Origin of the sequence: Microbulbifer sp. MCCC 1A16149 (genome assembly GCF_050368945.1) — a bacterium.
Taxonomy (GTDB): domain Bacteria; phylum Pseudomonadota; class Gammaproteobacteria; order Pseudomonadales; family Cellvibrionaceae; genus Microbulbifer.
In genome coordinates this window covers 1,562,047-1,576,549 of the sequence record NZ_CP185959.1, presented here as the reverse complement: position 1 = coordinate 1,576,549, position 14,503 = coordinate 1,562,047, and the positions used below count along the sequence as shown (strand labels likewise).

Genomic DNA, 14,503 nt, shown 5'->3' with positions numbered 1-14,503 from the left:
ATGGGTGCAGGTGTAGTTTTCGAAAATAACCAAGGTCCAATTACTGTAAAAAATGACAGCCAAGTGGCCCGGGCAACAATTCTAGGAAAACTTATTGAAATAATTGCCACAAGTGATTCGGAGAGAATCGACCTAGATAGAGACCCAGCTGAGATTGAAGTAAAAATCAGTTTCAATGACATCAATAATCATCGCTGGCTGATAGATGAGTATGTTGACAACTCATCTATGGTTGACGAATCAATTTCGCTACTCAATAAGTTAATCAACAACGGTAGTACCAAACTTAAGCGGCAGATGAAGCTTTTCTATTTTTCTGCCCTATCCAATTACAATATATCCACCAGTCCATTCGATCTCCCTAAGTTAAAGTCAAAGTCCGATGACATCGTCAGAGAAGTAATTAACCAAACTACAGAATTTGTGAAATCATCCTCTGATTTAAAAGATGGGTACTTCGATGAGGACATCAATTTTGGCGTCGCGCTAATCGTTAGCTATTCAATAATTGAATGTATTGTTTTGGAAAACCCAAATGATCACGATTGACTCAGACCCCAAAATAAATCCCATATTTATTGGAGCTCGAATTTTAATCAAGCTATCTGAAAGTGACTATACACAGGTAGCCATCGAGGACCTATATGAAGATATAAAATGTGAGTTTGAGGCCTCATATGAAGTATTTACCTACTCACTAGACTGGCTTTACATTATTGGTGCCGTTGACTTAAATGAAAATGGGTTCATAGAGTATGCAACTGATAAAGTTGATAGTTTATAAAAACAAGAAAATATTAAGAGAAGTAAACTTTAAGAAGGGCTTAAACCTAATAATAAACTCCGACTCAAGCCAATCAAAAAGCGGGAACAGCGTCGGCAAGTCGACGCTTTCACGAATTATTGATTACATATTCTTGTCTTCTGGCGAAGATATTTATACCGAACAAGAATTCAAAAAAGTCATCCCCGAAGTCTCGCAGTTTATCAATGAAAATGAAGTTATTGCAGAGCTCACCTTCATTGGATTCGACCAAAGCCGGTACTCTGTCGCACGCACCCTGACAACGAAGCCTCAAAAATCTAACTACTTAATAAATAATGAAATTGTTGAGAAAAGGGAATATACAAAAATAATTGCCTCCCAGGTTTTCGGCTTGAATAGTGAAAAGCCCTCAATCAGGAGTCTAAGCCATAAGTTTATTCGTAATACTCATGAAAAAATGCAAAACACCACCAAGTTTTTGCACGGAAATACAAAACCAGATGTATATGATCAACTATATTTATTTCTATTTGGATTCTCAGGGCTTAGCTTGCTCAAGGAAAAAGGAGAGTTAAACAATAAGATATCAACAAAGAAAAAACATTTAGCCGCGTATAGAAATCCGCACAGGGAAAGCGTTTTGGTTAAAATGATTAAACCCCTGGAGAAAGAAGAGGCTCAACTTAAAAATCGGATTTCATTATTTGACTTCAAGGATGCACAAGAAAAAGATGTAAAAGAACTTGTTAAAATTCAGTCTGAAATATCTGACCTGACAATTGAATACTCATCCGCCACAAATAAAGTCAACTACTTAAGAAAGTCAATTGAAAAACTAAAAGGCAGCGCTACAAACGTAAATGGAAAAGAGCTCTCCGAGGTCTACGCTGACGCAGGCGTATCGGTAAGCGAAAACCTAAAGCGTTCATATGAAGAACTAGTCGTATTTCACAATAAAATCCTGACCAACAAGATAAAAATCATTGAAAAAGAGCTACATTCTTCGATAGAAAAACTGAATCAATTTAAATCAGATATCAACCTCCTTCAAAAATCTGAGTCCAGCATATTTAGAGGCATAAGGGAACCTAGCGCCTTAAAGTCAATAGGCCAGATGTATAATGATTTATCTACAGTTCGAGAAGAAATAGGTAAGGTTCAGGTATTGCTTGAAAAAATTGAAGAAACTAAAAAAATTATCACCAAATTAGAATTCAGAAAAACCGAAGTCGTAGACGAGATTTACAACAACAGAGAAACACTTGATCGAAATGTTGAAATTTTCAACGGATATTTTGGCGATCTAAGTAAGTCATTTTATGGTGAGCGTTATATTTTTGACTTGATATTTGATGCCGAGAAAGAAAAATGTGAATTCGACATTGCGTGTGTAACGCCAAACTCAACCGGAGGAAAAAAGAAAGGGGAGTTGAGCGCATTCGATATGGCGTACATAAATTTCATCAGAAAAAACAAACTGAAACGACCGACCTTCGTTATTCATGACAGCATAGAAGACGTAGACATCAACCAAGTTTATTCTATTTTTAAAAGCTCAGAAAAAATAGAGGGTCAATATATTGTCTCAGTCCTCAACGATAAAATTTCCGGCGAGAAATTCAAGGCCTTCAAAGATCATTCAGTAATCCTCGAACTATCCGAGGACGACAAGTTCTTCAAAATATAGACCCCGAAAATTTGAGTGACCTCCAGGCTAAAGAAATTTTTATGACACCTATGAAAAGAAATAGCTTCTCTGAGCTAGAGCACCTACTCCTTTCAAAGGAGAACGCCCTAGGATTGAACGTTCCAGAATATTCGCTCGAATTGGCAAAAGATTCCGGAAAATCAGGCTGGATGTACCAGAGTAAGAAAAACTTGAGACCAGAAGAAGCGCTGACGTGCTTCTTGGAAGATCATGGTTACACCGTAATGGGCGAAGAGGGTCGACTAATTAAAATGGTTCATTCTTTAATGTGCTTGGTAGCTCATGAAGAACATCAAAATGGCTCAATGACGAGGACCAGCAAGTCAGGAAATAGAACCATACTATTAAGACCATGCTTTGCGATGTCGCCTACTGCAGAATTCACGAAAGAACATTTCCGCTCGATCATTAGCGAAGCCTCGATTGATTCGATTATTGAGTATCTAGAGGACTTCGGCGACCTTTTACGCCGGAAAGACACTATCGGCTTTGACCCAGATGAACTTGACTTGATCTATGGCTTCATTGAGGCAGTAGGCACGCAAAAACTCTTGAACATCTTTGAAGCGGCATCTAACGAAGGGAGCTTTTTCGGTGGTTGGCCCGATATCGTCGCCATAAGAGATAGTATTGCTCATCTTGTAGAGGTAAAAACCACTGACTCCATAACTAAAAAACAAAAGGATTGGATATGTACGTTCAAAAATATTTTGGACATCCCCTATAGCATTATTCGACTCAAGAAAATGAATCAGATTTAAGCAAGAATTTAAATTTAGAAAACCATAAGAAATTGGGGAAAACTCTAAAATCAATCCGGCATTTTCAGACGACTCACAAGAAACTTAAATTACAATACCCAAAGTCATGAAAACTTACGATTTCAAGATTGGTGAAAATTACACAAAGAATGAGATCTACTCAATCTGCAGTGTTCCGCCAAATAAACAAAAAGGAAACTGGAATACTGGCTATACAAATTATGAAGAAGACTGGTTTATTTTCTGCAATATGGGAGTTGCCGGGCGTACGGGCCATGATTATAAGAATAAATTCGTTGGTGATGACCTCTTTTGGTATGGAAAGAATCAATCACATATTGAGCAAGGATCAATCCAATCACTTTTAAGCGACGAAACTAACGTCTACATTTTTTACCGAGAAGAAGATCGATCACCGTTTATTTTTGCCGGCCAGGCTTATGCAAAAGAGTACAAAGACGAAACTCCAGTGCAAATCACATGGGGCTTTAGAAGTGGCACCGACACTCGACCTGACATTTTAGCAGAGGAAGTTTCTGAGCCAGAGAAATACATCGAAGGCAGCACGAAGACTATCTCTATCAATGTTTACGAGCGAAACCCACAGGCGCGGAAAGATTGCCTAAAAGCCCACGGCACCACTTGCTCAGTTTGCAGTTTTGATTTCGAGCGGGAATACGGCGAAATTGGAAAAGGGTTCATCCACGTCCATCATCTACTTCCACTCGCGGAAATCGGTGAAGAGTATGAGCTCAACCCTGTAGAAGACCTAAGGCCTGTGTGCCCAAATTGTCACGCAATGCTGCACAAAAGAAGGCCCGCATACTCTATTGAAGAACTCAAGGTGCTCAGGGAATCGATAGAGAAGCAAGGGAGCAGCCGATAAGATGTATATAGAGCTCCCACTTGGGCCTTCCTCATAAGCAAACGATATTTCAGAGATTGAAATGGGACTAATACTTAAAATTGCCGCTGGAATTCTGCTGGCCGGATTTATCTCCCTTGGTTTAAGGCTAGCGTATGTAAACTACACAGCACACATGGCCCAGCAAGCAATTCAGGAGCAGATCGAAAGGCAAAAAGAAAGAAGAGCAATGCTCGAACGCCAGAGGAAAGAGCAGGCTCAGCTGAAAAAGCAACGCGAGTTAATAGCAGCTCAACGCGCGAAGGAGAAAGCGACAGAGAACGCACTTAGGCTTAAAGCCTGGTTTCATTACTATAAGGCTCCCGAAGGCTGTCACTCCTTCAAGTCAGACCAACACATGGTGGAATGCGTAAGTCACAAAAAACGCGCAAGGCAGGAGTTTGATCGCCTATATAGCCAAGGCCAAATTACTGCAGACTTGAACTCCTAATCAGAGCGAACCAGAGACTTTCTGAGCACCATTTCAACATGCCCTACCCCAGTTGCCTGGTAACACACCCAAGTAGTGTGATCTTTTTCTCTGGACTTAATACGGACTTAAATTTCAGGCACAAAAAAGCCCGCTCAAGTGGCGGGCTTCTAAGCCGTTGATTTACAACGGTTTTATGGTCGGAGTGGCCGGATTTGAACCGACGACCACCACACCCCCAGTGTGGTGCGCTACCAGGCTGCGCTACACTCCGATAAGAGCAAATCAAGCTGCGGGAAAATCGCGTAAGTGCTTGATTTATAAGGGGCATCGCTTGGCGATGAGGCGCAAATCATACCGAAGTACGGAGGGAATGCAAGCCCGTTTTGCGCCTTTTTGACTCTGGATGACTCAGGCATCAATTTCCAGCAAATCCAGCACCCCTTCCAGCTCGGCGATCATCTGTGGGATCACCTGTTGCAGCTGTACGGTCTGTACTTTTTCGGAGCTGCCACTTTCCATCTGCAGGCGTGCGCCGCCGATGGTGTAGCCCTCTTCGTACAGGAGTGCGCGGATCTGGCGGATGAGGATGACATCCTGGTGCTGGTAATAACGTCGGTTTCCTCGACGTTTTACCGGGCTGAGCTGAGGGAATTCCTGTTCCCAGTAGCGCAGTACATGCGGTTTGACTGCACAAAGCTCACTCACTTCACCGATGGTGAAATAGCGTTTTCCCGGGATAACCGGGAGTTCGCTGTTATGACTCGCTTCCAGCATCTTCTTCTACTCGTGCCTTGAGTTTTTGCCCCGGCTTGAAGGTGACTACCCTTCTCGCGGAAATGGGGATTTCTTCACCAGTCTTTGGGTTCCTTCCCGGACGCTGGCTTTTGTCACGCAGGTCGAAATTGCCAAACCCCGACAGCTTGACCTGCTCGTTATTTTCAAGGGCGTTGCGGATTTCCTCGAAGAAATATTCGACGATTTCTTTAGCTTCGCGCTTGTTGAAACCCAGCTCTTCGTACAACTTCTCGGCGAGCCCGGCCTTGGTCAGTGCCTCTGTCATTGGTTCCTGCCCAATAGATTCAGAGACGTCGACTCCCGGTTTTTAAGCCTGGTACCGCTGCGGCTTGTAACCCGGAGGCAGACGCTCTCGGGATACGCTCGTCAACTTGCGTATCCCGGAGCGGACCGGTTTAGCGCAGGCTGGCGTTGTATTTTTGTTCTAGTTCAGAAACAACCGCTTCTACAGCGGCATTGATTTCTTCGTCATTAAGGGTGCGCGAGGGATGCTGAAAGGTCAAGCCCATGGCGACACTTTTTCTATTAAAATCAATGCCTTTGCCCTGATAGACGTCAAAAATGTTGAAGTCCGTCAAATATTCGCCGGCAGCCTTGACCGCCGATTCAGCCAACTGGCCTACCGGGGTCTCAACGTCCGCCAGAATGGCGAGGTCGCGGCGCACTTCCGGGAACTTGGACAGCGGAGCAAATGCGGGGATTACCGCCTGCCCCAATCCGTCCAGGCTGAGCTCGAACAGGAACGCGGCCTTGGGCAAATCAAACGCCTGCTGCAGCTGCGGGTGCAGTGCACCCAGTGTTCCCACCGGTTCGCCGTTACGCAGTACCTGGGCACACTGGCCGGGGTGCAGCGCGGGGTGCTTGGCGGGCGCGAAGGTGAATTCGGCATCGGCGTCGTAGTGCGCCAGCAGCGCCTCTACATCGGCCTTGATATCGTAGAAGTCCACCAGGTCCTTGTTGCCGGTCCAGCCTTCTGGCTGGCGGGTGCCGTAGATCAGGCCCGCAATCATGCGCTCCTGCTTGAGGGCTTCCCCGGCATCGCTGGCGGGTACGAAACGCAGCCCGGTCTCGAACAGGCGCAGGCGGTCCTGCTGGCGGTTCAGGTTGTACTGCAGTGCCTTGACCAGCCCTGCCATCAGGGTGGTGCGCATCACGGAGAGTTCCGCGCTGATCGGGTTCTGCAGGGCCACCGGCTCCACTTCCGGATCGAATTTGGCGGAGGCTTCACGATCGATAAAGCTGAAGGTGATGGCTTCCTGGTAACCGCGCGCCAGCAGGGTCTGCTCCAGGCGTGACTGGGCGACGATGGCTTCGTTGCGCGGCACTATGTCCAGGGAGGCTTTCATGCTCACGCTGGGGATGCGGTTGTAGCCGTATACCCGGGCCAGCTCTTCCAGCAGGTCGGCTTCGATGGCGATATCAAAGCGGAAGCTGGGCACCAGGAAGGTCCAGCCCTCGGCGTCTTCAGACAGTTTCTCAAGGCCCAGGCGGGTGATGATCTCGACGATGTCGCTGTCCGGCATATCAATACCGAGACCGGTCTGTACGCGCGCGCGACGCAGGTTGATTCTGCGCTCTGCGGGCATGGCTTCAGTCACTTCGCGCAGGTGTACCGGGCCCGGCTCACCGCCAACGATATCCAGCAGCAGCTGGGTGGCGCGCTCGATGGCCTTTTCCTGCAGGCGGTAGTCCACGCCGCGCTCGAAGCGGTGGGAGGAATCCGTGTGCAGGCCGTAGGAACGGGCCTTGCCGGCGATGGCCAGCGGGCTGAAGAAGGCGCTCTCCAAGAAGATGTCTTTGGTGGCATCGGTGACGGAGGAATCCAGGCCGCCCATTACACCGGCGATGGCCAGCGGGCCCTTCTCGTCCGCAATCAGCAGAGTATCGGCATTCAGCTCTACTTCCTGCTCATCCAGCAGGGTGAGCTTTTCGCCCTGCTCTGCCATGCGCACCTTGATGCCGCCGGTCAGTTTGGCGAGGTCGAAGGCGTGCATGGGCTGACCCAGCTCCAGCAACACGTAGTTGGTGACATCCACCACCGGATCGATGCTGCGCAGGCCACTGCGACGCAGGCGCTCCTGCATCCACAGCGGGGTTTCCGCATCGATGTTGATGTTGCGGATCACGCGGCCCACGTAGCGCGGACAGGCGTCTTCGGCCATCAGGGATACCGGGAAGCTCTCTTCGATCACCGGTGCGACGGGCTCAATGGCCGGTTCGGTGACCGCACAGCGGTTCAGCACACCCACTTCGCGGGCAATACCGGCCACGCCGAGGCAGTCGGAACGGTTCGGGGTGAGGTCCACTTCGATGGCGCTGTCGTCCAGCAGCAGGTATTCGCGCAGGTCAGTGCCGGTGGGGGCATCGCTGGGCAGCTCCCAGATGCCGTCACTGTCGTCGCCGAGTTCCAGTTCGGTCTGGGCGCACAGCATGCCGAAGCTCTCGACGCCGCGCAGCTTGGCTTTCTTGATTTTGAAATCACCGGGCAGCTTGGCGCCGACCAGTGCAAATGGAATCTTGATGCCGACGCGGGCATTCGGGGCACCGCAGACGACCTGCATGTCGCCTTCCGGGTGGCCCTTCACCTGACACACGCGCAGCTTGTCAGCGTCCGGGTGCTGTTCACAGGCGACGATCTCACCTACCACGACACCGGAAAACGCACCGGCGACCGGCTCTACGGCGTCTACTTCCAGGCCCGCCATGGTGATCTGGTCGGCCAGCTGTTGTGCTGTCAGGTCCGGGTTTACCCACTCCCGCAACCAGGCATTGCTGAATTTCATAATCGTTCTCTAATTCTGAATTCTGTTATGCGCTTTGCGCTGTTCGCCTGCAAGGCAGGCTCCTACCTATGGGATTCGCGTTAGAACTGCTTGAGGAAGCGCAGGTCGTTGTCGAAGAACAGGCGCAGGTCGTTCACGCCGTAGCGCAGCATGGCCATACGCTCTACCCCGAGGCCGAAGGCAAAGCCGGAGTACTTTTCGCTGTCGATATCGCAGGAGGCGAATACGTTCGGGTGCACCATGCCGCAACCGAGGATTTCCAGCCAGCCGGTGCCGGAGCACACGCGACAGCCTTCGCCGCCACAGTTGGTGCACTGGATGTCCGCTTCGGCGGAGGGCTCGGTGAACGGGAAGTAGGACGGGCGGAAACGCACCGGCACATCCGCTTCAAAGAACGCTTTCAGGAACTGGTCGATACAGCCTTTCAGGTGCGCAAAGCTCACGCCCTCGTCGATCACCAGGCCTTCTACCTGATGGAACATCGGCGAGTGGGTGACATCGGAATCACAACGGTACACACGGCCCGGGCAGATGATGCGCAGCGGCGGATTGGTCTTCTCCATGGTGCGGATCTGCACGGAAGAGGTGTGCGTACGCAGTACCGTGGAGGGATCGATATAGAAGGTGTCGTGCATCGCGCGCGCGGGATGGTGCGCGGGAATATTCAGGGCTTCAAAGTTGTAGTAGTCCCCTTCCACTTCCGGCCCCTGCTCTACGGAGAATCCGAGGCGCTGGAAGATTTCCTCAATGCGGCGCAGGGTGCGGGTGATCGGGTGCATGCTGCCCTGATCTTCACCGCGGCCAGGCAAGGTGACGTCGATGGTCTCTTTGGCCAGCTTTTCTTCGATGGCAGCTTTTTCCATCGCTTCGCGGCGGCTGTTGATCGCTGCCTGCACCTGCTGCTTGGCTTCGTTGATTTTGGCCCCCGCTGCCGGGCGCTCTTCCGCAGACAGTTTGCCCAGGCTTTTCAGCAGCGCGGTAATCTGACCTTTTTTCCCCAGGTAATCTACCCGCACCTGGTCCAGAGCCGCGAGGTCGCTGGCGTCTTCTACGAGTGCCAGCGCCTGCTCGGTGAGGGACTGCAATTCTTGCATTGAAACCTTCTCGTTCTGATCGATGAGTGACAATTGGAAGTTTTGGCCGCCCCGGTATCGATAGTACACACCGGGTGCGACAGAATTATTTTTAGCAAAAGCTGATAAAAAAATAGGGAAGAGCCAAACAGCCCTTCCCTATTCTTAAAGCACAAATCCGCCCTTGCGGGCCGATTTATTCTGCAGGCGCTAATTAAGCTGCCAGGGCTGCCTTGGCTTTTTCAACTACGGCAGCAAAAGCGGCTTTATCGTATACCGCCAGATCAGCCAGAACACGGCGATCCAGAGCGATATCCGCCTTTTTCAGGCCGGCAATCAGTCGGCTGTAGCTCAGGCCTTCAGCGCGGGACTGGGCGTTGATACGCGTGATCCACAGAGCGCGGAAGTTACGCTTCTTAACGCGACGGTCGCGGTAAGCGTACTGACCAGCTTTGATGACTGCCTGCTTGGCTACGCGGAATACGCGAGAACGCGCACCGTAATAACCTTTAGCCTGCTTCAGAATTTTCTTGTGACTACGACGCGCCACTACACCACGTTTTACACGGGCCATATCAATATCCTCTTAAAACTTTGCGTTTGCAGCCAATTACTTGGCGCGCAACATACGATCGACCAGGGTGGCATCGGACTTGTTCAAAGTGTTGGTGCCGCGCAGCTGACGCTTACGCTTGGTGGTCATCTTGGTGAGGATGTGGCTCTTGTTAGCGTGCTTGTGCTTGTAGCCCGAAGCGGTCTTCTTGAAGCGCTTGGCAGCGCCAGAATGTACTTTTGCTTTCGGCATTTTGTACTCCAAAGTGAATAATGGCCCATAAATGGGCTTTGTTAATAGGCCACAGGCCTGGGCCTGCGACTGTGCGGGAGTGAGAAGGCAGCCGTCGCCCGATCACTTCCCGAAAAGAAGGTGCAGGGTTACCCCTGCGCCTTACTTTTTCTTTTTACTGGGCGCGATGACCATGATCATCTGACGGCCTTCCATTTTTGGCCGCTGCTCCACAGTACCCAGCTCCTCGAGATCTTTCTCGATGCGCTGCATCATTTCCATCCCCAGCTCCTGGTGGGCCATTTCACGGCCGCGGAAGCGCAGGGATACTTTCGCCTTGTCCCCGGCTTCCAGGAAGCGGGTCAGGTTGCGCAGCTTGATCTGGTAGTCGCCGATATCGGTACCGGGACGGAACTTCATTTCCTTGATCTGCTGCTGCTTTTGTTTCTTTTTAGCCGCATTTTTGGCCTTTTTGGCCTCAAAAATGTGCTTCCCGTAGTCCATGATCTTACAGACGATGGGATCGGAGTCCGAGGCAATTTCAACGAGATCCAGGCTGGCTTTTTGCGCTTCTTCCAGCGCCTCTTCCAGAGAAACAATACCTACCTGTTCACCATCCGCACCAATCAGTCGCAGTTGCGACGCCTCGATCTGATCATTGATACGGGCCTTCTTGGACTTTCCTTTCATATCTCGTTTAATAACACTCGTCTCCGATGATTTATAAAAATGTCTATGAGATGGCTCAGGCGTCAGCGCTCTCGTTAGCACTCTCAATAGACGAACGGCCGCGGCGATCCACATCTTGGCTGAGGAGCTCAAGGAATGACTCGTAAGTCATGGTTCCGAGGTCCTCACCGCTACGTGTCCGCACGGCGACCGTCTGATTTTCCACTTCCTTATCGCCGATCACCAGCAAATAAGGAACACGCTGAAGCGTGTGCTCGCGGATTTTAAAGCCGATCTTCTCGTTTCTCAAGTCAGCTGCAGCACGGAAGCCTTCGGCCCCCAGCTTGGACTCGAGATCACGACAGTAATCGGCCTGTCGGTCAGTGATATTCAGCACTGCCACCTGCTGGGGAGCCAGCCAGGTCGGGAAGGCCCCTTCGTAGTTCTCGATCAGGATACCGATAAAGCGCTCGAAGGACCCGAGGGTCGCGCGGTGCAGCATCACCGGGGTCTGACGGGAACCATCTTCCGCCACATACTGGGCGTCCAGGCGGCCCGGCATGGAGAAGTCCACCTGAATGGTACCGCACTGCCATACACGGCCGAGGCAGTCTTTCAGGGAGAATTCGATCTTGGGCCCGTAGAAGGCGCCCTCACCCGGCAGCTCTTCCCACGGCAGGTCCGCTGCGTTCAGCGCGTCTGCCAGTGCTTTTTCTGCCTTGTCCCAGCTTTCGTCGGAACCGACGCGCTGTTCCGGACGGGTGGAAAGACGGTAGATCACCTCTTCGAAGCCGAAGTCTTTATAGACCGCGTGCAGCAGGTCCATGAATTCGGATACTTCGGACTGGATCTGATCTTCGGTACAGAAGATATGGCCATCGTCCTGCACAAAGCCGCGCACGCGCATCAGGCCGTGCAGGGAACCGGAAGGCTCACTGCGGTGACAGGAGCCGAACTCCGCCAGACGCAGGGGCAGATCGCGGTAGCTGCGCAGGCCCTGGTTGAACACCTGTACGTGACAGGGGCAGTTCATGGGCTTGATGGCAAACTGACGCTCTTCGCTGGTCAGGGTGAACATGTCGTCGCCGAACTTGTCGGCGTGACCGGATTTCTGCCACAGGGAGAAGTCCACCAGCTGCGGGGTCTTGATCTCTTTATAGCCGCGCTCGCGCTGGCGCTCGCGCATGTACTGCTCAACGGTGCTGTATACAGTCCAGCCGTTCGGGTGCCAGAACACCATGCCCGGCGCTTCTTCCTGAATATGGAACAGGTCGAATTTCTTCGCCAGCTTGCGGTGATCGCGCTTCTCTGCCTCGGCGATGCGGTGCAGGTACGCCTTGAGTTCTTTCTTGTTGGACCAGGCGGTACCGTAAACACGGGTCAGCATTTCGTTGTTGGCATCGCCGCGCCAGTAGGCACCGGCCACTTTGGTCAGCTTGAACGCCTTCAACTTGCCGGTAGACGGCACGTGCGGACCACGACACAGGTCTTCGAAGTCTCCCTGACGGTACAGGGAGATATCTTCGTTGGTGGGAATACTGGCGATAATCTCCGCTTTGTATTCCTCGCCCAGTTCGCGGAAATACTTGACCGCGTCATCCCGCGGCAGCAGGCGACGACTGACCGGAATATCTTCCTTGGCCAGCTCTTCCATACGCTTTTCGATCTTCTCGAGATCTTCCGGCGTAAACTGACGCTCGTAAGCGAAGTCGTAATAGAAGCCGTCTTCGATCACCGGGCCAATAGTGACCTGGGCACCGGGGTACAGCTGCTTGACGGCTTGGGCCAGCAGGTGCGCGGTAGAGTGACGGATAATTTCCAGCCCTTCCGGCTGGCGATCGGTCACGATGGCGAGTTCCGCGTCGTGATCGATAACAAAACTGGTATCCACTTCCTTACCGTCGACCACACCTGCCAGGGCAGCTTTCGCCAGGCCGGGACCAATATCATTGGCAACGTCGAATACGGATACGGAATCGGAAAATTCGCGACGGGAACCGTCAGGGAGGGTGACAACAGGCATTGCACTTCCTTATCTATCAGTGGCGATCCCTACGAAAGACCGCATGACTTATGGTGATGGCGGGCTGAAAGCCCGAAGCGAGTCAAATCAGCCTAGCAGAACTAGCGCATTAGAGAAGACTCACGGGAAATTGGTAGACCCGAGCAGATTTGAACTGCTGACCTCTGCCATGTCAAGGCAGCGCTCTAACCAACTGAGCTACGGGTCTAAAGACTGGCAGACTGGGAACATTCAATAAGACAGGCCCCGCTGCAGAGGACGCGAACTTTAGCACCAGCTTTTGGCCATTTCAACACGCTTTGAAGAAATTATTTTCCCGCCATTTCCCGCTTGTGAGAGCATCCCTCCAGAGCAGGTAATAAGGGCGAAGTTTCTTGCGCCGCAATTACCCGCCTCAGCGGGTACCGAGTAGACCGACCGTCCACCCGTATGGCTTAATGTGGCTTCCCCCGGAATGAACCGCAGGCGATTCATGCTCTCCCAAATGGCAGTCAAAACAGTCTGGCTAAAGCTACGCACTCATCGCGTCGGCCTGCTGTCACCTGCCTGAATTTCACCAGTCACGAACGACAACAGCCGCGCCGCAAGGCCCTGGTTGTTCGTCAAACCCTCCGGCCTTAAGGCGCCAATCAAGTAGTAAGGCACAAGGCCATGGAAAATACCCAATCCTCCACGAACACTAACGGTTTCCTGCTCGCGCTCGGCGCAGCTGCCCTCTTCTCCATCAAAGCCATCTTTATTAAGCTGGCCTACCGCCACGGCGTGGACGTGGAGACATTCATCCTGCTACGTATGGCACTGGCGCTGCCGTTTTACGTGGCAATTCTTATGTTGCTGAAGCGACAGCAGGCGTGGCGCCCGGTCAGCCGCCGCAATCTTCTGCTCACGGTGATCCTGGGGCTCTGTAGCTATTACCTGGCGAGCTATCTCGACCTGCAGGGATTGCGCTACATCAGCGCCAACTTTGAGCGCCTGATCATCTACCTCTACCCCACCCTGGTGCTGTTCCTGGGCTGGTGTTTTCTCGGTAAGCGGATATCCATCCCGCAGCTGCTGTGCATCCTGGGTGCCTACGCGGGCATTTTGCTGATCTACTGGCAGGACCAGAATTTCAGCACCGGCGCTCTGCCCCCGACCTGGGTCAACCTGGATGCAATCAGCTGGGGCGCACTGCTGACCTTCGGCAGCGCACTCAGCTTTTCCATTTATGTGGCATTCAGTGAGGGTGTGATCCGCCAGCTCGGCAGCCGTCAATTTACCGCGCTGGCGATGATGGTAGCGAGTGCAGCGATCGCATTGCACTTTGCGGTACAGGCCGACTGGGGCCGGCTCCATCAGCCGTGGCCGGTCTATGGCTACGCGCTGACGGTCGCCTTCGTGTGCACGGTCGTGCCGTCACTGATGATGAGTGCAGCCATCCAACAGATCGGCTCGGCCAGCACCGGCGCAATCGGCACCTCAGGCCCGGTAATCACCCTGATAGCGGCGGCACTGGTATTGGGCGAACCCTTCTCCGTTTACCATTTTGCGGGAATGGCGATCATTCTCGGCAGCCTGCTGGCGATGAAAAAGGTCAATGGGATAAAGACCGTACCGGTGGCGACGGCGGAAATACCGCAAAAACCGGAAGCCCAGTCCCGCTAGCCCAGTACCGCCAGCGCCTTATTCATCCCCGCTCTGGGGCACCGCGACGCAACCCCGCGCGCGGTCGCCCCATTTCCGCCCGCTCTCCCGGCCAATTCCGGAATATTCCCCACACCCCTCATCGGCACACCCCAGTTTTGGGCAAAGCCGCGCCCCGCTC

15 protein-coding genes and 2 tRNA genes are annotated in these 14,503 nt (G+C 52.0%); 7 read left to right on the top strand and 10 right to left on the bottom strand.

Features of this window, described 5'->3' with window-relative positions:
• From ACONT6_RS06680 to ACONT6_RS06655, 6 genes are all read left to right on the top strand, one after another.
• On the top strand, positions 1-549 hold the full coding sequence (locus tag ACONT6_RS06680; protein ID WP_428820964.1) for a hypothetical protein: 549 nt from the start codon (positions 1-3) through the stop codon (positions 547-549).
• Complete coding sequence (locus tag ACONT6_RS06675) at positions 536-784, top strand: ABC-three component system middle component 6 (RefSeq protein ID WP_428820963.1); 249 nt, start codon at positions 536-538, stop codon at positions 782-784. The genes ACONT6_RS06680 and ACONT6_RS06675 overlap by 14 nt, the downstream gene beginning before the upstream one ends.
• Positions 756-2,453, top strand: coding sequence for a DUF2326 domain-containing protein (locus ACONT6_RS06670; RefSeq protein ID WP_428820962.1), 1,698 nt, complete (start codon positions 756-758; stop codon positions 2,451-2,453). Before ACONT6_RS06675 ends, ACONT6_RS06670 begins: the two co-directional genes overlap by 29 nt.
• 41 nt (positions 2,454-2,494) lie before the next feature.
• On the top strand, positions 2,495-3,235 hold the full coding sequence (locus ACONT6_RS06665; protein WP_428820961.1) for a hypothetical protein: 741 nt from the start codon (positions 2,495-2,497) through the stop codon (positions 3,233-3,235).
• 106 nt (positions 3,236-3,341) lie between these two features.
• Complete coding sequence (locus tag ACONT6_RS06660) at positions 3,342-4,121, top strand: HNH endonuclease (protein WP_428820960.1); 780 nt, start codon at positions 3,342-3,344, stop codon at positions 4,119-4,121.
• Between the two features lie 61 nt (positions 4,122-4,182).
• The gene (locus tag ACONT6_RS06655; RefSeq protein ID WP_428820959.1) at positions 4,183-4,590 is read left to right on the top strand and encodes a hypothetical protein; all 408 of its coding nucleotides are present in this window, start codon (positions 4,183-4,185) and stop codon (positions 4,588-4,590) included.
• 176 nt (positions 4,591-4,766) lie between these two features.
• On the opposite strand, the gene ACONT6_RS06650 is transcribed toward ACONT6_RS06655, so the two are convergent.
• The 10 genes from ACONT6_RS06650 to ACONT6_RS06605 form a co-directional block, all read right to left on the bottom strand.
• Positions 4,767-4,843: transfer RNA gene (locus ACONT6_RS06650), tRNA-Pro, on the bottom strand.
• Between the two features lie 137 nt (positions 4,844-4,980).
• Positions 4,981-5,346 (bottom strand): MerR family transcriptional regulator, encoded by a 366-nt coding sequence (locus ACONT6_RS06645; RefSeq protein WP_428820958.1) that lies wholly within the window; start codon positions 5,344-5,346, stop codon positions 4,981-4,983.
• The gene (gene ihfA, locus ACONT6_RS06640) at positions 5,327-5,632 is read right to left on the bottom strand and encodes an integration host factor subunit alpha (protein ID WP_043315900.1); all 306 of its coding nucleotides are present in this window, start codon (positions 5,630-5,632) and stop codon (positions 5,327-5,329) included. Before ihfA ends, ACONT6_RS06645 begins: the two co-directional genes overlap by 20 nt.
• A 130-nt stretch (positions 5,633-5,762) precedes the next feature.
• Positions 5,763-8,150 (bottom strand): phenylalanine--tRNA ligase subunit beta, encoded by a 2,388-nt coding sequence (gene pheT / locus ACONT6_RS06635; protein ID WP_428820957.1) that lies wholly within the window; start codon positions 8,148-8,150, stop codon positions 5,763-5,765.
• An 80-nt stretch (positions 8,151-8,230) separates the two neighbouring features.
• Positions 8,231-9,244, bottom strand: a complete 1,014-nt coding sequence (gene pheS / locus ACONT6_RS06630) for a phenylalanine--tRNA ligase subunit alpha (protein WP_181253479.1) — start codon at positions 9,242-9,244, stop codon at positions 8,231-8,233.
• Between the two features lie 193 nt (positions 9,245-9,437).
• Positions 9,438-9,797, bottom strand: a complete 360-nt coding sequence (rplT, locus tag ACONT6_RS06625) for a 50S ribosomal protein L20 (RefSeq protein ID WP_010131381.1) — start codon at positions 9,795-9,797, stop codon at positions 9,438-9,440.
• Between the two features lie 36 nt (positions 9,798-9,833).
• Positions 9,834-10,028: a 50S ribosomal protein L35 gene (gene rpmI, locus ACONT6_RS06620; RefSeq protein WP_010131383.1), complete on the bottom strand. Its 195-nt coding sequence runs from the start codon at positions 10,026-10,028 to the stop codon at positions 9,834-9,836.
• A gap of 141 nt (positions 10,029-10,169) precedes the next feature.
• Positions 10,170-10,697: a translation initiation factor IF-3 gene (gene infC, locus ACONT6_RS06615; protein ID WP_078086019.1), complete on the bottom strand. Its 528-nt coding sequence runs from the start codon at positions 10,695-10,697 to the stop codon at positions 10,170-10,172.
• 55 nt (positions 10,698-10,752) lie between these two features.
• Positions 10,753-12,699, bottom strand: coding sequence for a threonine--tRNA ligase (gene thrS, locus ACONT6_RS06610; protein ID WP_181253480.1), 1,947 nt, complete (start codon positions 12,697-12,699; stop codon positions 10,753-10,755).
• 131 nt (positions 12,700-12,830) lie between these two features.
• A tRNA-Val gene (locus ACONT6_RS06605) sits at positions 12,831-12,907 on the bottom strand.
• Positions 12,908-13,350: 443 nt separating this feature from the next.
• On the opposite strand from ACONT6_RS06605, the gene ACONT6_RS06600 reads away from it, so the two are divergent.
• Positions 13,351-14,343, top strand: a complete 993-nt coding sequence (locus ACONT6_RS06600; protein WP_428820956.1) for a DMT family transporter — start codon at positions 13,351-13,353, stop codon at positions 14,341-14,343.
• Positions 14,344-14,503: the final 160 nt, after the last annotated feature.